Raw genomic sequence first — 16,128 nt, 5'->3', positions numbered from 1 at the left:
GCGGGGTCGGGCGGCGGGATCAAGCCCGCTTTATCAGCGGGGCTTGCCTAGCCGGTCTCAGTAGCGGACCGTGCGGCACGTGCGGATGCGCTTGTGATGGCGATACGTCACCTTGCAGACGCGGCGCGTGTGGTTGCGATAGCCATTGTGGCGCTCGGTATGAACGGTCCGCGTCACGACGCGGTCGTGGCGGTTCTGCTGCGCGCTGGCGGCGGCGGGAACGAGGGCAGCGGCGGCGATCAGGCCAGCGGAAACAAGGGCTGCAAGCTTCATCAAATCTCTCCCAGTGCGTACCAAGGGGTACGCGAGCGTAATGATCAACGGCCTTGCATGTTCCGAACTTCGCCGGGAATCCTGACAGTTAATTGATCGAGATCAGACGTGAGCAGGATCTGGCACGCGAGCCGGCTGGTCCGCGTTGCACCGGCCGCGAGGTCGAGCATATCCTCTTCATCCTCGCTCGGCGGCGGGAGCTTGGCGAAATCCTCGGCCGCGACGATGACGTGGCAGGTCGAGCAGGCCATCTGCCCCTCGCACGTGCCCTCGAGCGGCTGGCCATCGGCCTGCGCGACCTCGAGCAGCCGCGCGCCGGGCGCGGCATCGACCTCGCGCAGTGTCCCGTCGATTCCGATGAAGCGTACCAGCGTCATGCCGCAATTCCTCCCGCGATCCGTTGCGCATCGGCGGCTGCCACGATCCGGTCGATCGCCTCTGCCAGCTCCGCCTCGGTCGTGTAGCGACCAAAGCCCAGCCGGATGCTGGAGCGCGCCTGCGCTTCGGAGAGCCCGATCGCGCGCAGCACATGGCTCGATCGGCCAGAGCCACTCGCACACGCCGACCCCGCCGAAAAGGCGATATCGCGGAGGTCGGACATCAGCCGCGCGACGTCGAGCCCATCGCGGCGGATGTTGAGGTTGCCGTGGTAGCGCTGCTCGGTCGACCCGTTGATATGCCACTCGGGGCCGAGGCGTTCGGTGGCGAGCGTCCACAGGCAGTCGACCTTGAGCGCGTCGGGATATTCCTCCGTCTGCAGCAGCCGCGCCGCTTCGCCGAACCCCGCACACAGCGCAGGCGACAGCGTGCCCGATCGTCCCGCAGCTTCCTGCGCGCCGCCATGCAGCAACGGCGCGAGCCCCACACCCTTGCGGATCCACAGCGCCCCGATGCCCTTGGGCGCATAGACCTTGTGCGCCGACAGCGCGACGAGATCGCAACTCGACGGAATCGAGACACGTCCGAACCCCTGCACCGCGTCGCACAGCATCAACGCACCGGCGCGATGCGCGAGCTCGGCCAGTTCGGCGATCGGCTGGACCACGCCGATCTCGTTATTGACCAGCATTGCCGCAACGAGCCCCGTCCCCGGCCCGATCGCCGCCTCCGCAACGCCCAGATCAACGAGCCCGTCCGTGCCTACCGGAAGGATGGTCACCGTGCGGCCGCGCGCGCGCTCGGCTTCGACCGTGTCGAGCACGGCGGCATGCTCGGTTGCGAGCGTCACGATCGGCCCTTTCGTGCCCTTGATCGCCCAGTTGAGCGCCTCGGTCGCGCCGCTGGTGAAGGCGATATCGCCGTCATCGCCAAAATGTTCGGCGATCCGCGACCGCGCGACCTCGACCACCGCCTTGGCCTTGCGCCCTGCGGCATGCGCCGAATGCGGGTTGGCGTGCTGGTCGCGCAGCCACGGCAGCATCGCCTCGAACGCCTCGGGCGCGAGCGGCGTGGTCGCCTGGTAATCGAGATAGATCACGCCGCAAACGCCCGCGCCGAGCGCGCGACGCTGCGCCACTCGGCTATGAAGCGATCGACATCGGCCTCGGTCGTCGTGCGCCCGAAGCTGACGCGCACCACCTCGCGCGACGCCTCGACGCTCCACCCCATCGCGCCGAGCACATGGCTCGGCTTCATGCTCCCCGAAGAACACGCGCTCCCCGCCGACACCGCGATTCCCGCCATGTCGAAGCGAATCAACTGCGTCGCCGCTGCCATCCCCGGCATGCGATACGCGCTGATCGCCGGATGCCGCGGCGCGTCGGCTGCGACGAGCTGGCCGCCCGAGCGTGCGATCGCGTCATCGAGCTTCGCGCGCAGCGAGCGCATCTCGGCGACATCTTCCGCCTCAGCCACAGCCGCAGCGAAACCGAGCGCGGCAGGCACATTCTCGGTCCCGCCGCGATAGCCGCGTTCCTGCCCGCCGGTCGGGCTGAGCGTCGCGATATCGCGCACCAGCAGCGCGCCGATCCCCGGCGGGCCACCGCGCTTGTGCGCCGAGATCGCCAGGAAATCGGCATGCTCGACGACGTCGCCGGCAGCGCTCTCCGGCATCTGGGCGCCATCGACCAGCAGCAGCGATCCCGCGGCATGGACGATCGCGGCGATCTCGGCGATCGGCTGCCGCACTCCCGTCTCGCTGTTGCACCACTGCACCCCAACGATCGCGCGTTCGCCGTCGAGCATGGCGGCAAGCGCGGTCAAATCGAGCAACCCTTGTCCATCGACCGGCACCACGCCCGCATCGCCGCCAGCACGAATCACTGCGTCATGCTCGACCGCCGAGATCAACCGCCGCGCCGCCACCGCGCGCCCGAGTGCGACTCCCAGCGCCTCGCTCGCCCCGCTCGTCAGGATCGTCTCGCCGCCCCAGCCATAGGCCGCGGCGATCTTCGCCCGCGCCGCCTCGAGCGCCGCGCGCGCTGCGCGACCCTCGGCATGCGGCGAGGACGGGTTCGCCCAGCTGTGCATCCCCGCCTCCACCGCGGCGATCGCGGCCGGCAGCATCGGCGTCGTCGCCGCGTGATCGAGATAGAGGCGGGAAGCGGGGCGGTCGGTCAAAAGCGGGGCGGCTCCGTTAAGATTGCGAAAAGCAGGGTCATGGCTATATAGCGCACAAGCTCCCGCGCCCATATCCTACGGGCCGCGCCCCACATTCTACAGTCAGCAGGTCCGATGCCAGAAGTCATTTTCCCCGGCCCCGATGGTCGCCTCGAAGGTCGTTTCGTCCCCGGCCCGCGCCCGCGCGCGCCCGTCGCGATGATCCTCCACCCGCATCCGCAAGCCGGCGGCACGATGAACAACCATATCGTGATGGAGCTCTACAAGACCTTCCAGCGCCGCGGTTTCGCGACGCTGCGCTTCAACTTCCGCGGCGTCGGCAAGAGCCAGGGCACGTTCGACAACGGCGTGGGCGAGCTGTCCGACGCGGCGTCGGCGCTCGACTGGGTGCAGAGCTTCCACCCCGAGGCGCAGACCACCTGGATCGCGGGCGTCAGCTTCGGCGCGTGGATCGGCATGCAGCTGCTGATGCGCCGCCCGGAAATCCGCGGCTTCATCTCGGTCGCGCCGCCGGCGAACATGTACGACTTCACCTTCCTTGCGCCGTGCCCGGCGAGCGGCATCATCATTCAAGCCGAGAATGACGAAGTCTCGCCCCCGCTCGCGACGCAGAAGCTGGTCGACAAGCTGCGCACGCAAAAGCACATCACGATCCACCACGACACGATCCCCAAGGCGAACCATTTCTTCGAACACGAAATGCCGCAGCTGATGGGCAGCGTGGACAAGTATCTCGACATGCGGCTCGATCCGAACTCGCCGATCCGCTGACCCTCGAACGTCACCCCGGCCTTGTGCCGGGGTCCACCACGCCCCTCGCGCCGCCGTCGTAGCACGCGCGGCGGGGTAGACCCCGGCACAAGGCCGGGGTGACGCGTTGGGGCGGTACCGATCCGCTCACCCCCCCCGGCCCCGCAGTCCAAACCCGTCACCCCGGGCTCGTCCCGGGGTCCACCACTCTACACGCGCTGCAGACGCTGCACGCGCAGAACGGTGGCCCCCGGCACAAGGCCGGGGTGACGTGAGGACTTACTTCTTCCCCTCGCCCGCCGGCACCACCTGCAGCGTCCAGTCGCGATCGGGCCGCAAATACTTCGCCGCGGTCTCCTGCAGCTGCGCCGCGGTGATGTTCGAAATATCCGAATAGAGATGCATCAGCGCATTGATCCGCGTCGGATCATAGGTCGCGCCGTCGAGCTGGTTCATCCAGAACTGGTTGCCGGTCGACTGGCGCTGGATCGACTGCTGCATCGGCCCGATCGTCCGCTTGAGTTCGTCGGCGTCGATCGGCGTCGACACCAGCTCCGCCGCAATCTCGCGCGAGAGCTTGAAGAACAGCGGGATGTTCTCGGGCGCGACCTGGCCGATCGCGGCCATCTTGCCGCCAGTCGCGAAACCGGTCGGCCAATCGCTCGATACGTTGGGGCTGTAGCTCGCCCCCGCCTGCGAGCGCAGCCGGTCGAACAGCCGGTCGCTGAAGATCGCCGCGAGCACTTCGAGCCGCCGCGCTTCGGATAGGCCCGCGACGCCGCCCCCGGTCGGCCACGCGATCACCGCCGCCGCCTGGTTCGCCGGGCCGTCATGCGTGCGCGTGACGGGCGTGGTGTTGTGCGCCGGGAAATGCGGTGGCGGGGTCTGCTCGGTCGCCGCGGTGCGCGGCGGGAGCGCGCCGAGCGTCTTCTGCACCGCCGCGATCGCAACGTCGGCCTTGATATCGCCGAACACCATCACCTCGACCGGCCCGGTCTTGAGCAGCGGCTCCCATAAGGCGCGGAAGGCGGCAGGCGTCGTCGCGTTGATCGCGGCAAGGCTCGGCGTGCCCCAGCGCGGATCGCCATCGCGCAGCAAGCGATCGAGATCGCGCGACAGCACGCCGGTCGGCGACGCGTTCGCGCCGGCATAGGACGACACCGCGACCGCGCGCGCGCGCAGCACCGGCGCCGGATCCCACGCCGGTGCCGACATGGCGGCGGCGATCAGCTTCAACTGGTCGTCGAGATCGGCGGGCGAAGTCAGCGCATTGTAGAGGAAGGCGTCCTCGTCGATCCCGAAATCGAGCCCGATCCGACGACCCGAGGTGAGCGCATCGAGATCGCCCTGGTTGAGCTTGCCGATGCCACCCGCGGTGAGCGCGAGATCGGCTGCCCAGGCTGGCGTCTCCTTGTTCGACGGCAGCGCGTTGTAGCCGCCGCCGAAGCGCACGCGGACATAGACGCGGCTGTCCTCCGACGTCGTCGGATAGACCAGCACGCGCACACCATTCGACAGGTTGTACTCCTGCATCTCGAACTCCTTGATCGGCGTGTTCGAGACGATCGTTGCCGGCGCGCCGAGCTTGGGCAGGCTGGCGAAGGTCACATTGCCCTGCCGCGTGCGCTTCCCCGCGAGCCCCTTCACATCGACCTTGAGCGCGTTGGCAAGCGTCGTCTCGAGCCCCGGCTCGGCGGTCGGCGTCGAGATCAAAGCGCGCGTCGCGGTGCCCTGGAACAGGCGCTTGGTCGCAGCGAGGATCTTGTCGGGGGCGAAGAAGCCCTTCTTGACCGCATCCTCGAACACGCCCTGGATCACCGCGGGCGAGGTCGTCGTCTCGCGAATGTCGAGCGCCTGGACCATGTCGTCGGCTTCCTTGCTACCGGCCTCGGCGCGATAGGTGTCGACTTGCGTCTTGAACGACACGCGCTGCTCGGCGAGCTCGCGCTCGATCTCGGCCTTGGTCGGCGGCGAGGCCTGTGCATCGGCGATCACCGCGCGAACATCCTTCAACGCAGGATCCCAGGCAGAGCCGACCGGCAAGATCGTCACGAAGGTGCCGTTGGCCGAGCGCGACGGATCGTCGAGCCGCACTGCGGCGGCAATATAACTGCCGCCGGAGCGCGCGCGCGTCTCGAGCCGGCGGTTGATCACCGCGAGCGCGATGAAATCGGCGAGCCGCTTCTGGTTGAAGACGATCGTATCGTCATTGTACTGCCACGGCCGCACGATCGCCATTTCGATCCGCGTCGGAATGCCGGGCTCGACCACCGCCTTGGTGGTGGTCTGCTTGGGGTCGGGCTTGCCGAAATCGGGGTCGGCGGGATTGGGACCGATGCCCTTCCAACCGCCGAAATTCTTCGCGACCATCGTCTCGAGTTTGGCGGGATCGAAATCGCCCGCGATCACGACGAGCGTCCGCTCGGGCCGATACCAGCGATCATGGAACGCGCGAACGGTGTCGGCGGTCGCCGCCTCCAGCTCCTTGACGTGGCCGATCGGCGAACGATCGGCGAGCGGCTGACCGGCGAAGAACGTCTCGTTGAGCGCATTGATCACGCGCACTTGCGGGCCCGGCTGCTCGCGCTGTTCGGCCAGCACCGCGGGCCGCTCGGCCCCCAGCGCGGTCGCGGTGATGTTGGGGTTGGAGACCATGCCCGACAGGATCTTGAGACTCTCGTCGATCCCCGCCTCGGTCGCGCTCGGCAAATCGAGCTTGTAGACGGTCTGCGTCGGCGTGGTCTGTGCGTTGGTGTCCGAGCCGAAGGTCGTGCCCATCCGCTGCCAGATGCGCTTGGCTTCGCCGTCAGGGACGTACTGCGAGCCGCGGAACGAGAGATGCTCGATGAGATGCGCAAAGCCGCGCTCGGGGTCGGTCTCGTAGAGTGAACCCGCGTCGATCCGCACGCGCATCGAAATCTGGCCTGGCGGGACGCCGTTCTTGCGCACCGCATAGCGCAGGCCATTTTTCAGCGTACCGAAATGCCACGCCGGATCGGGGGTAATGTCGCTGCCTTTGTAGAGCCACGCCTCGCGGCTCGCGATCGCGCTCTGCGGATCGACCGGCGTGTTGGCGGCGCGCAGTGCGGGCTGCGCGGGAGCGGTCTGGGCGACGACCTGCGGCACGGCAGCCAGGACCAGGACGGAAGCGAAGGCGAAGCGCGTCATACGCGAGGGCGAGATCATCTGGCGTAGATAGCGGCGGAATGCGGCGACCGCCAGCACCCCAGCGTTTCCATATCCACCCTTGCACCCGCCGTCCCTGCGCGCCACATGGCAGGCATGTTGATCGAAACCGAAACGACGCCCAACCCGGCGACGCTCAAATTCCTCCCCAACCGTGTCGTGATGGAAGCGGGCACCCGCGATTTCGTCACGCCCGAGGACGCCGGGGCGTCGCCGCTCGCCGACGCGCTGTTCGGCCTGGGTGACGTCACGGGCGTGTTCTTCGGGCGCGATTTCGTCTCGGTCACCGCCGCCGCCGGGGTCGATTGGTCGGCGCTCAAGCCCGATGTGCTCGGCATGCTGCTCGATCATTTCAGCGCCAACATGCCGCTGTTCAAACCCGGTAATGCCGGTGGCATCGCAGTCCCCGCCGAGGATAGCTTCAACGACGATCCCGCCGACGCCGACATCGTCGCGCAGATCAAGGATCTGATCGAGACGCGCATCCGTCCGGCGGTCGCCAATGACGGCGGCGACATCGTCTATCGCGGCTTCGACAAGGGCAAGGTGTTCCTCGCGATGCAGGGCGCGTGCGCCGGCTGCCCGTCGTCGAGCGCGACACTCAAGAACGGTATCGAGCAATTGCTCAAATATTACGTCCCCGAAGTCACCGAAGTGCGAGCAGTCTGAGCATGGCCATCATCGACGACGCAGCGCTCGACCAGATCTTCCGCACCGCGCGCAGCTATAACGGCTATACCGATCAGCCGGTCAGCACCGAAGATCTGCACGCGATCTGGGACTTGATGAAATGGGGCCCGACCGCGACCAATCAGCTTCCCGCGCGCTTCGTCTGGTGCGCCAGCGACGCCGCGAAGGAAAAGCTCGCGGTCTGCTGCTCGGATTCGAATGCCGACAAGGTGCGCAAGGCGCCCGTCACGGTGATCATCGCGATGGACCGCGATTTCCACCATTACCTCCCCGAACTCTTCCCGCACGTCGATGCGCGGCCGTGGTTTGCAAAGGAAGAGGTCCGGGCCGAGTCGGCCTTCCGCAATTCGACGCTCCAAGGCGCGTATTTCCTGATCGCGGCGCGTGCGCTCGGTTTCGATACCGGGCCGATGTCGGGGTTTGACGGCAAGGCGGTCGATGCCGCGTTCTTCGCCGACACGCCGAACGTGACCACCAATTTCATCGCAACGCTCGGGCATGGCGATCCGTCGACGGTCTACGGGCGCCTCCCCCGCCCGGCGTTCGAAAAATTCAACACGCTCGCCTGACGCCCTTGTCGCGCACGCTCGTAATCGAAACCGCCACCGCTGCGTGCTCGGTGGCGCTGATCGAGAATGGCACGGTCCTCGCCCAGACGCATGAAGTCGTCGGGCGCGGCCACGCCGAGCGGCTGATTCCGATGATTGCCGACTTGCCCGGCGGTGGCCGTGCCGACGCGATCCTGGTCGATTGCGGACCGGGCAGCTTTACCGGCATCCGCGTCGGGATTGCCGCCGCGCGCGGTCTCGCGCTCGGCTGGGGCGCAAGGCTCACCGGATATTCCTCGCTCAATCTGCTCGCCGCGACGGCGTTCGGCAGCGGCGCCAGTGGTGATCTTGCGATCATTCTCGAAGGCGGGCATGGCGAAGTCTTCATGCAAGGTTTTGCCCCGCCAGATCGGGACACCGGTCCCTTTACGTCGCTGCGGCCCGAAGCGGCGCTCGCCGCGCTGGCAGGGCGTACCGCGATCGGCAGCGGCGTCCGCTACCTGAGCACGCTCGACCCGACGATCGTCGCCGATCCGCGCTTGCCCGACGCCGCCGACGCGGTGTTGCTGCCGCCGCACTGGGCGACACTCGAGCCCAAGCCGATCTACGGCCGCGCGCCCGACGCGAAGCCGCTCGTGCCCGTAGTATGAGCACGATGATCGGCATCGCCTTGCGGACCGGCGCCGTCGCCGATCTGGCGAGTGTCGATCGCGTGATGCAGGCGGCGTTCGATCCGCGCTTCGGCGAGGCGTGGACCCACAATCAAGTGCTCGGCCTGCTCGCAATGCCAGGCGTGTGGCTGACACTTGCCGAAGTTGCCGGTGAATCCGCCGGTTTCGCCTTGTCGCGTCGCGTGCTCGACGAAGCAGAACTGTTGTTGCTCGCAACTACACCGCATCTGCGTCGCCGCGGTGTCGCTGGCGCTCTTTTGCGTACCGTTATCGGCGATGCCGGATTGCAAGGCGCGACCAGCATTCATCTCGAAGTCCGCAGCGATAATGACGCCATTAAATTGTATAGTTCCGAGGGCTTTATCATGGCCGGTCGACGCCGCGATTACTATCGCGGACACAACGGACAGACTTATGACGCTCTAACGTATCGCCGCTTAATACCTTAAACCTTTTGTCACATATTCATTACTGCTTGCACAGGGAGAGCGGAGCGGCGATAGGCCCCGTCAGGCGGGCTGAGACGCCTGCCGAGTTGATCGTGAAAGGATTATTATGGACGTGATGGACGAACTGCAGGAGACCCTGATTACGTTGACCGCGGACATCGTTGCTGCGCATGTCAGCAACAATAGCGTTGCGGTTTCGGATCTTCCGGTGCTCATCGCAAACGTTCATGGTGCTTTGACCAGCCTTGGTGGCCCGGCGCCCGTTGAAACCATCAAGCAAGAGCCCGCAGTTTCGGTGCGCTCTTCGATCAAGCCCGACTTCATCGTGTGCCTCGAAGACGGCAAGAAGCTGAAGATGCTCAAGCGCCATCTGATGACGCATTATCAGATGACCCCCGAGCAATATCGCGCGAAGTGGAATCTCCCCGCCGATTACCCGATGGTCGCGCCGAACTATGCCGAGCAGCGTCGCACGCTCGCCAAGAAGATTGGCCTCGGCACCAAGCGCCGCAAGGTCGCTGCACGCTAAGCCCCTGCCACCGCCCCTCCCGCGACAGGGAGGGGCTCGACGGTTGGTCGATCGGGCTTGTTGCGACTCACTATCCCCTATCGCAACAACCGCGAAGCGCCTACATCGGCCGCATGCCGCGTCATATCGATCTTGAAGCCCTGTGCGCCGAAAAAGGCCTGCGTATCACCGACCAGCGTCGCGTGATCGCACGCGTCCTCTCCGATGCCGAAGACCATCCCGATGTCGAGAAGGTCTATGAGCGCGCCTCGGCGATCGATCCGGGCATCTCGATCGCCACCGTGTACCGCACCGTTCGCCTCTTCGAAGAGGCCGGCATCCTCGACCGTCACGATTTCGGCGACGGCCGCTCGCGCTACGAGCCCGCGCCCGAGGCGCATCACGATCATCTGATCGACGTCGAGACCGGCAAGGTCATCGAATTCGTCGATCCCGAGCTCGAGCAGCTCCAGAAGGCGATCGCCGAACGGCTCGGCTTCCGCCTGGTCGATCACCGCATGGAATTGTACGGCGTCGTCCTTGACCGCAAGAGCTGAAGCGGCTGCGGCGCGCGCCTCGGCGCGGGCCGACGCGGCCGCTGGCCGCCCGCCCCCGATCTCTTGGCTCGGCTGGGTCAGGCTGTGGACGCGCGTGAGCTTGCTCGCGGTGACGCTGCTGCTCGCGATTCCGCTGCACTATCTGTGGCGGACGGTGCGGCTTTCCTCGCCCTGGCCGCGACTGTTCCTCGGCACCGCGGCACGGATCTGCGGCGCGCGCGTGCGCGTCGTCGGCGTGCCGCTCAAGCGCGACGTTTTCTACGTTGCGAACCATGTCAGCTGGATCGACATCCTCGCGATCGCGGGGGCAAGCGGCACCGCGTTCGTCGCCAAGGCCGAAATCCGCGAGGCGCCGGTGGTCGGCTGGCTCGCCACGCTCAACCGTACCGTGTTCGTCGCGCGCGAGGATCGCCTGGGAGTCGCCGAGCAGATCAACGCACTGCGCGAGACGCTTGCCGAGAATTGGTCGGTCACGGTGTTCCCCGAAGGCACGACCACCGACGGCCGCTCGTTGCTGCCGTTCAAGACGCCGATGCTCAAGGTGCTCGAGCCACCGCCGCCGGGCGTGATGGTGCAGCCCGTGCTGCTCGACTACGGCCCGGTCGGTGCGGATATCGCCTGGATCGGGGACGAGACCGGCAAGGCCAATGCGATGCGGCTGCTTGCGCGCAAAGAGCGGTTCCGCGTCGCGGTGCACTTCCTCGAACCCTTCTATCCGCGCGACTTTCCCGGGCGCAAGCTGATCGCAGCCGAGAGCAAGCGGCGCATCGAGGCGGCGCTGTCGGTGGTGATGTGCGGCCCCGTCCCGCCGTTCATCGGACATGACGCCTGGGCGGGCAAAGGCGACACGCTGCCCGGCGTCCTCGCCGCCGGTCTCGAGCGCCCCGCGCCGACCGCCTAGCAGGGGTTCTGCACCGGCGCTTTTGTGCCTATAGCGCCGCCGATCATGTCAGACGCCACACCCGCCCCCAAGACCGCCCCGAAGACGTACGCCGTCAAATCGTTCGGCTGCCAGATGAACGTCTATGACGGCGACCGGATGGGCGAGCTGATGGCCGCGCAAGGTCTCACGCAGGTAGATGCGAAGGACGCCGACCTCGTCGTGCTCAACACCTGCCACATCCGCGAGCGCGCGACCGAAAAGGTCTATTCGGACATCGGCCGGCTGCGCAAGGATGCCGGCAAGCAGGGCCGCAGCCCGATGATCGCAGTCGCCGGCTGCGTCGCACAGGCCGAGGGCTCCGAGATCGTGCGGCGCGCCAAGGTCGACGTCGTCGTCGGCCCGCAAGCCTATCACAACCTCCCCGACCTCGTGGCAAAAGCCGCACGCGGCGAGGCGGCGCTCGATACCGACATGCCGGTCGACCTCAAGTTCGGTCACCTCCCCGCGCGCCGCCGCGTGCCGCCGAGCGCGTTCCTCACGGTGCAGGAAGGCTGCGACAAGTTCTGCACCTATTGCGTTGTGCCCTATACGCGTGGCGGCGAAGTCTCGCGCGGTTGGGGGCAAATCGTCGACGAGGCCAAGGCACTAGTTGACGCCGGCGCACGCGAACTCACCCTGCTCGGCCAGAACGTCAACGCCTGGACCGATGGCGCGCGCGGCCTGCACGACTTGATCGCCGCGCTCGATGCGATCCCCGGCCTCGCCCGCATCCGCTACACGACGAGCCACCCCAACGACATGACGCAGGGGCTGATCGACGCGCATGCGCGGGTCGAGAAGCTGATGCCGTTCCTCCATCTGCCGGTGCAGGCGGGCAGCGACCGCATCCTCAAGGCGATGAACCGCAGCCACAGCCGCGACTCGTACCTGCGCATCCTCGAGCGCGTCCGCGCGGCACGGCCGGACATTGCGTTGTCGGGCGATTTCATCGTCGGCTTCCCCGGCGAGACCGAGGCCGATTTCCGCGAAACGCTGAGCCTGGTCGACGCGGTCGGCTATGCCCAGGCGTACAGCTTCAAATACAGCCCGCGCCCCGGCACGCCCGCCGCCACGATGGGCGATCAGGTCCCCGAAGACGTGATGGACGACCGCCTCCAGCGCCTCCAGGCCGCGCTCAACCGCGACCAGGCGGCGTTCAACGCGGCCACCGTCGGGCGGACCTGCCAGGTGTTGATGGAACGCACCGGCAAGCTGCCCGGTCAGTTGATCGGCAAGAGCCCGTGGCTGCAATCGGTCCATCTGGTGAGCGATGCCGCGATCGGCGATCTCGTCGAAGTGACGCTCGCCGAAGCCGGCGCGAACTCTATGCTCGGCCTCCTCCCGCCGTCTTCTTCCTAAAGCCCTCTCCCGCCTTCGCGGGAGAGGGTTGGGTGAGGGTCTTCCTTCTTTTCCGCCGCCGCCAGAAAGAAGCAGAAGCCCCTCACCCAACCCTCTCCCATGAAGAATGGAAGAGGGCTCAAAAAGAAGCGCCCCCTCGACACGCCTCCCCAAAAAGCGCAAAACGCAGCCTATGCCCAAACCCGCCCCGACCGAACTCGTGCCGCCGCAATGGAAGCGCAATCCGGCGGCCTTGTGGGTCTATATCGCGGCGGGCGTCGGCATGATCCTGCTCTCGGGCGGACGCATCGTGCTCGAACGGATCGGCCTGCGCCGCTGATCCTCGCACGCGCGCCCAGCGCCCTCGGGCGCCGCGTCGGAATATTCCGATCGCCACCTATCTATCCGCGCCGCGATCCCTACCTTTTGCTCACCCTCCGACGTTAAGGAACCGCATGAGCCGCAAGCCCGTCCCCGCGCAATCCGGTGATCGTAGCCGCACCGAACTCGTGTTCGATCGTCCCCAATTGATGGCGCAGCTGTTCGGCGAATTCGACCAGAACCTGCTCGCGCTCGAGAACAAGCTTGGCGTCTACATCACCGCGCGCGGCAACAAGGTCGGGCTCGAGGGCAGCGCCGAGGCGGTCGCGCAGGCGCGCGACGTGCTCCACGGGCTCTACAACCGCATCGTGCGCGGCGAAGTCGTCGATACCGGGCTGATCGACGCGGTGATCGCCATGTCGAGCGAGCCGACGCTTGCCGGGATCATCCAGGCCGATGCCGGCGGTGGTGCCGTCCCGCAGATCATGATCCGTACGCGCAAGAAGACGATCGTCCCGCGCACGATCGCGCAGGCGCATTACATGCGGCAACTGCTCAACAACGACATCATCTTCGCACTCGGGCCAGCGGGCACCGGCAAGACCTACATCGCAGTGGCGCAAGCGGTGGCACAGCTCATCACCGGCAGCATCCAGCGCCTGATCCTGTCGCGCCCCGCGGTCGAGGCGGGCGAGAAGCTCGGCTTCCTCCCCGGCGACATGAAGGAGAAGGTCGATCCGTATCTCCGTCCGCTTTACGATGCGCTCAACGACTGCCTCCCCGCCGAGCAGGTCGAGCGGCGCATCGCCTCGGGCGAGATCGAGATCGCGCCGATCGCCTTCATGCGCGGGCGCACGCTCGCGGACGCCTTCATCATCCTCGACGAGGCGCAGAATACCACGCCCGCGCAGATGAAGATGTTCCTCACCCGCTTCGGCGAGAACAGCCGGATGGTTGTGTGCGGCGATCCCAAGCAGACCGATCTGCCCGGGGGCATGAATGCGTCCGGGTTGAACGATGCGGTCGGGCGGCTCGAGGGTGTCGAGGGCCTGTCGATCTGCCGCTTCGGTTCGGGTGACGTCGTGCGCCATCCCATTGTCGGTCGTATCGTCGAGGCGTATGAAGGGGCGTCATGAATGCGCCCGCAGATCAGCCGACCCGCGCCGAGCAACAGGCGCTCTCCGCACCATTCCTGATCGAGGATCAGGACGTGGTGCGGATGATAGCGCGGGTCGCTGATGAACGCGGCACGGAAATGCACGAGGTAACCCGGCTGGCGATCGAGGATTACGCGAAACGCCATGATATGGCGCAGCGCGGACCGGAATGGCTCGAACGCTATTGGCGCGAGCATCCAATGCCGCTTCCGACTGGCCTCGTCGCGGACAAGCGCTTTTATGATTCCTTGAACGACGAACTGTGACGATCTTCGTTGACGCGTCCGCCATCGTTGCGATGATCGCCCGGGAGCCCGAGGCAAAATCCTTCGGCGCCTTTCTGACCGCAACGCCTGATCGCGCGACTTCGCCACTGGCGATCTGGGAGTCGACCCGCGGCGTGCAGAGCGCTCGCGGGGTAGCCTTCGCCGAAGCACGCGCATTGGTGGCGGATTTTGTGGACGCCGCAGAACTGCGCATTGTCGCGATCGAGCCAGACGACGCCGCTTTGGCACTCGACGCTCACGCTCAGTTCGGGAAGGGCGTTCATCCCGCCGGTCTCAATTTTGGCGATTGCTTCGCTTATGCCTGTGCCAAGCGCCTTGGCGCCGCATTGCTGTTCAAGGGCAATGATTTCCTACTCACCGACATCAAGGACGCGACTCTTCCATGATCCTCGTCGAACTCCAATCTGAAGACGTCTGGCCGCAGCACGACTGGGAGGCGCTCGCCACCCGCGCCGCCACCGCCGCACTGTCACGCACCCCACACGGCGAACTCGCGACCGGCGCCGCCACGGTCGAAATCTCGATCCGCCTCGCCACCGATGCCGAGGTGCAGGTCCTCAACGCGCAATATCGCCAGAAGGACAAGCCAACCAACGTGCTCTCCTTTCCGATGGTCCAGGCAGATCTGCTCGAAACGGTCGGCGAGAACAGCGACGATGGCGAGGTCCTCCTCGGCGACATCGTCCTCGCGCACGAGACCTGCGCGCGCGAGGCGATGGAAAAAGGCGTCAGCCTCGAAGATCACGCAACGCATTTAATCGTGCATGGCACGCTGCATTTGCTAGGCTATGATCACATGGTCGGCATGGAGGCCGAGGCGATGGAGGCGATCGAGATCGACGCGCTCAAGAGCCTCGGGCTTGCCGATCCCTATCTTATCGAAGAGGACTGAACGACCGCCATGCCCGACGGCCAAAGTACGACCGGCACCGCCAGCCATTTAGGCGGTGCCCAGCACGCGGAAACCAGCATCTGGCGGAGCTTCCGCAGCTGGATCTCGGGTCACACCGGCGACGAATCGCTCCGCGCGACGCTCGAGGAAGCGATCGACGCGCATGAGGATGACCCCGCGCCCGACGCCAAGGGCGATCTCTCCCCGCTCGAACGCACGATGGTGCGCAACCTGCTCCATTTCGGCGAGCGCGATGCCGGCGACGTCGGCGTGCCGCGCGCCGATATCGTCGCGGTCGAGGAGCGCACCAGCTTCGCCAACCTCGTCGCCTTGTTCGCCGAGGCCGGCCACAGTCGCCTGCCGGTCTATCGCGAGAAGCTCGATACGATCATCGGCATGGTCCATATCAAGGACGTGTTCGCGATCCTTGCGACCGGCGCGCCGCATCCGCCGAGCATCGCCGAGCTGATCCGCGAGCCGCTCTACGTGCCGATGTCGCGCGGCGCGCTCGATCTGCTCGCCGACATGCGTACAAAACGCGTCCATCTCGCGATCGTGCTCGACGAATATTTCGGCACCGAAGGCCTCGTCACGATCGAGGATCTGATCGAGGAAATTGTCGGCGATATCGAGGACGAGCACGACGACGCCCCCGAGGCGCTGCTCGTCCCGCTCGACGGCGGGGCCTGGGAAGCCGATGCGCGTGCCGAATTGGAAGATGTCGGCGAGACGATCGACCCGCGGCTCGCCGAGGTCGATGGCGACATCGACACGATCGGCGGCCTTGCCGCGGTGCTTGCGGGGCATGTGCCGCAAGTCGGCGAATGCATCGTGCATGACAGCGGCTGGACGCTCGAAGTGACCGCCGCCGACACACGCCGCGTGCTGGGCTTGCGCCTGCATCCGCCCAAGGCCGAACCCGAGGGTCGCGATGGCTGACGGCCGACCGCAGAAATCACCCGGTCGATCACTCTCTGCGGTTTAATGCATTTCCTCGATCTTCGCGTCCATGCCACTCTC

General features: G+C 66.4%; 20 protein-coding genes. 15 read left to right on the top strand and 5 right to left on the bottom strand.

The annotated features are described in order from the left end of the window. Nucleotides 1-57 precede the first annotated feature (57 nt). From E2E30_RS01955 to E2E30_RS01940, 4 genes are read right to left on the bottom strand one after another with little or no spacing between them, the layout of a single operon-like run. Nucleotides 58-273, bottom strand: a complete 216-nt coding sequence (locus E2E30_RS01955) for a hypothetical protein (RefSeq protein ID WP_133186749.1) — start codon at nt 271-273, stop codon at nt 58-60. Between the two features lie 44 nt (nt 274-317). Further along, a complete protein-coding gene (locus E2E30_RS01950) occupies nt 318-650 on the bottom strand; it encodes a 2Fe-2S iron-sulfur cluster-binding protein (protein ID WP_133186747.1) in 333 nt (110 codons plus the stop codon). After that, a complete protein-coding gene (locus tag E2E30_RS01945; protein WP_133191880.1) occupies nt 647-1,750 on the bottom strand; it encodes a cysteine desulfurase family protein in 1,104 nt (367 codons plus the stop codon). Before E2E30_RS01945 ends, E2E30_RS01950 begins: the two co-directional genes overlap by 4 nt. Beyond that, nucleotides 1,747-2,904: a cysteine desulfurase family protein gene (locus tag E2E30_RS01940; protein WP_133186745.1), complete on the bottom strand. Its 1,158-nt coding sequence runs from the start codon at nt 2,902-2,904 to the stop codon at nt 1,747-1,749. The genes E2E30_RS01945 and E2E30_RS01940 overlap by 4 nt, the downstream gene beginning before the upstream one ends. A gap of 42 nt (nt 2,905-2,946) precedes the next feature. On the opposite strand from E2E30_RS01940, the gene E2E30_RS01935 reads away from it, so the two are divergent. After that, a complete protein-coding gene (locus tag E2E30_RS01935) occupies nt 2,947-3,603 on the top strand; it encodes an alpha/beta hydrolase (protein WP_133186743.1) in 657 nt (218 codons plus the stop codon). Between the two features lie 258 nt (nt 3,604-3,861). On the opposite strand, the gene E2E30_RS01930 is transcribed toward E2E30_RS01935, so the two are convergent. Beyond that, on the bottom strand, nt 3,862-6,768 hold the full coding sequence (locus tag E2E30_RS01930) for a M16 family metallopeptidase (protein WP_165954568.1): 2,907 nt from the start codon (nt 6,766-6,768) through the stop codon (nt 3,862-3,864). Between the two features lie 96 nt (nt 6,769-6,864). Here E2E30_RS01930 and E2E30_RS01925 point away from each other — a divergent pair, with 96 nt between their 5' ends. The 14 genes from E2E30_RS01925 to E2E30_RS01865 all read left to right on the top strand — a co-directional run bounded on the left by E2E30_RS01925 (nt 6,865) and on the right by E2E30_RS01865 (nt 16,047). Further along, entirely contained in the window at nt 6,865-7,437 is a 573-nt protein-coding gene (locus tag E2E30_RS01925) for a NifU family protein (protein ID WP_133186739.1), read from the top strand. A gap of 2 nt (nt 7,438-7,439) precedes the next feature. Continuing rightward, entirely contained in the window at nt 7,440-8,027 is a 588-nt protein-coding gene (locus tag E2E30_RS01920) for a malonic semialdehyde reductase (protein ID WP_133186737.1), read from the top strand. A 5-nt stretch (nt 8,028-8,032) separates the two neighbouring features. Next, nucleotides 8,033-8,656, top strand: coding sequence for a tRNA (adenosine(37)-N6)-threonylcarbamoyltransferase complex dimerization subunit type 1 TsaB (tsaB, locus tag E2E30_RS01915; protein ID WP_133186735.1), 624 nt, complete (start codon nt 8,033-8,035; stop codon nt 8,654-8,656). After that, a complete protein-coding gene (locus E2E30_RS01910; protein ID WP_133186733.1) occupies nt 8,653-9,126 on the top strand; it encodes a GNAT family N-acetyltransferase in 474 nt (157 codons plus the stop codon). Before tsaB ends, E2E30_RS01910 begins: the two co-directional genes overlap by 4 nt. A 106-nt stretch (nt 9,127-9,232) precedes the next feature. Further along, nucleotides 9,233-9,655, top strand: coding sequence for a MucR family transcriptional regulator (locus E2E30_RS01905; protein ID WP_133186731.1), 423 nt, complete (start codon nt 9,233-9,235; stop codon nt 9,653-9,655). 113 nt (nt 9,656-9,768) lie between these two features. Further along, nucleotides 9,769-10,191 (top strand): Fur family transcriptional regulator, encoded by a 423-nt coding sequence (locus E2E30_RS01900; protein WP_133186729.1) that lies wholly within the window; start codon nt 9,769-9,771, stop codon nt 10,189-10,191. Next, nucleotides 10,175-11,092 (top strand): lysophospholipid acyltransferase family protein, encoded by a 918-nt coding sequence (locus E2E30_RS01895; RefSeq protein WP_133186727.1) that lies wholly within the window; start codon nt 10,175-10,177, stop codon nt 11,090-11,092. Before E2E30_RS01900 ends, E2E30_RS01895 begins: the two co-directional genes overlap by 17 nt. Before the next feature lie 45 nt (nt 11,093-11,137). Continuing rightward, nucleotides 11,138-12,472, top strand: a complete 1,335-nt coding sequence (gene miaB / locus E2E30_RS01890; protein ID WP_133186725.1) for a tRNA (N6-isopentenyl adenosine(37)-C2)-methylthiotransferase MiaB — start codon at nt 11,138-11,140, stop codon at nt 12,470-12,472. Between the two features lie 172 nt (nt 12,473-12,644). Beyond that, complete coding sequence (locus E2E30_RS20660; RefSeq protein WP_157134567.1) at nt 12,645-12,791, top strand: hypothetical protein; 147 nt, start codon at nt 12,645-12,647, stop codon at nt 12,789-12,791. Between the two features lie 115 nt (nt 12,792-12,906). Then, the gene (locus E2E30_RS01885) at nt 12,907-13,908 is read left to right on the top strand and encodes a PhoH family protein (RefSeq protein WP_133186723.1); all 1,002 of its coding nucleotides are present in this window, start codon (nt 12,907-12,909) and stop codon (nt 13,906-13,908) included. Beyond that, nucleotides 13,905-14,195 (top strand): hypothetical protein, encoded by a 291-nt coding sequence (locus E2E30_RS01880; RefSeq protein ID WP_133186721.1) that lies wholly within the window; start codon nt 13,905-13,907, stop codon nt 14,193-14,195. The genes E2E30_RS01885 and E2E30_RS01880 overlap by 4 nt, the downstream gene beginning before the upstream one ends. Further along, on the top strand, nt 14,192-14,602 hold the full coding sequence (locus E2E30_RS01875; RefSeq protein WP_133186719.1) for a type II toxin-antitoxin system VapC family toxin: 411 nt from the start codon (nt 14,192-14,194) through the stop codon (nt 14,600-14,602). The genes E2E30_RS01880 and E2E30_RS01875 overlap by 4 nt, the downstream gene beginning before the upstream one ends. Next, entirely contained in the window at nt 14,599-15,108 is a 510-nt protein-coding gene (ybeY, locus tag E2E30_RS01870; RefSeq protein ID WP_133186717.1) for an rRNA maturation RNase YbeY, read from the top strand. Before E2E30_RS01875 ends, ybeY begins: the two co-directional genes overlap by 4 nt. 9 nt (nt 15,109-15,117) lie before the next feature. Further along, nucleotides 15,118-16,047 carry a hemolysin family protein gene (locus E2E30_RS01865; protein WP_133186715.1) on the top strand — a complete coding sequence of 310 codons (930 nt, stop codon included), beginning with the start codon at nt 15,118-15,120 and terminating at the stop codon, nt 16,045-16,047. Nucleotides 16,048-16,128: the final 81 nt, after the last annotated feature.

The sequence above is a fragment of the Sphingomonas sp. AAP5 genome (genome assembly GCF_004354345.1).
Classification (GTDB): Bacteria; Pseudomonadota; Alphaproteobacteria; order Sphingomonadales; family Sphingomonadaceae; genus Sphingomonas; species Sphingomonas glacialis.
Note: the sequence above shows the minus strand (reverse complement) of the source record. Positions and strands in the feature narration are given on the sequence as shown.

Excerpts from the sequence above, each read along its gene's own strand:
- E2E30_RS01920 (WP_133186737.1), top strand. The coding sequence starts at position 7,440 with ATGGCCATCATCGACGACGCAGCGCTCGACCAGATCTTCCGCACCGCG.
- E2E30_RS01940 (WP_133186745.1), bottom strand. The coding sequence starts at position 2,904 with ATGGGCGCGGGAGCTTGTGCGCTATATAGCCATGACCCTGCTTTTCGC.
- E2E30_RS01880 (WP_133186721.1), top strand. The coding sequence starts at position 13,905 with ATGAATGCGCCCGCAGATCAGCCGACCCGCGCCGAGCAACAGGCGCTC.
- E2E30_RS01865 (WP_133186715.1), top strand. The coding sequence starts at position 15,118 with ATGCCCGACGGCCAAAGTACGACCGGCACCGCCAGCCATTTAGGCGGT.
- E2E30_RS20660 (WP_157134567.1), top strand. The coding sequence starts at position 12,645 with ATGCCCAAACCCGCCCCGACCGAACTCGTGCCGCCGCAATGGAAGCGC.
- E2E30_RS01950 (WP_133186747.1), bottom strand. The coding sequence starts at position 650 with ATGACGCTGGTACGCTTCATCGGAATCGACGGGACACTGCGCGAGGTC.
- E2E30_RS01910 (WP_133186733.1), top strand. The coding sequence starts at position 8,653 with ATGAGCACGATGATCGGCATCGCCTTGCGGACCGGCGCCGTCGCCGAT.
- E2E30_RS01885 (WP_133186723.1), top strand. The coding sequence starts at position 12,907 with ATGAGCCGCAAGCCCGTCCCCGCGCAATCCGGTGATCGTAGCCGCACC.
- E2E30_RS01900 (WP_133186729.1), top strand. The coding sequence starts at position 9,769 with ATGCCGCGTCATATCGATCTTGAAGCCCTGTGCGCCGAAAAAGGCCTG.
- E2E30_RS01930 (WP_165954568.1), bottom strand. The coding sequence starts at position 6,768 with ATGATCTCGCCCTCGCGTATGACGCGCTTCGCCTTCGCTTCCGTCCTG.
- E2E30_RS01955 (WP_133186749.1), bottom strand. The coding sequence starts at position 273 with ATGAAGCTTGCAGCCCTTGTTTCCGCTGGCCTGATCGCCGCCGCTGCC.
- E2E30_RS01905 (WP_133186731.1), top strand. The coding sequence starts at position 9,233 with ATGGACGTGATGGACGAACTGCAGGAGACCCTGATTACGTTGACCGCG.
- ybeY (WP_133186717.1), top strand. The coding sequence starts at position 14,599 with ATGATCCTCGTCGAACTCCAATCTGAAGACGTCTGGCCGCAGCACGAC.
- E2E30_RS01925 (WP_133186739.1), top strand. The coding sequence starts at position 6,865 with ATGTTGATCGAAACCGAAACGACGCCCAACCCGGCGACGCTCAAATTC.
- miaB (WP_133186725.1), top strand. The coding sequence starts at position 11,138 with ATGTCAGACGCCACACCCGCCCCCAAGACCGCCCCGAAGACGTACGCC.
- E2E30_RS01935 (WP_133186743.1), top strand. The coding sequence starts at position 2,947 with ATGCCAGAAGTCATTTTCCCCGGCCCCGATGGTCGCCTCGAAGGTCGT.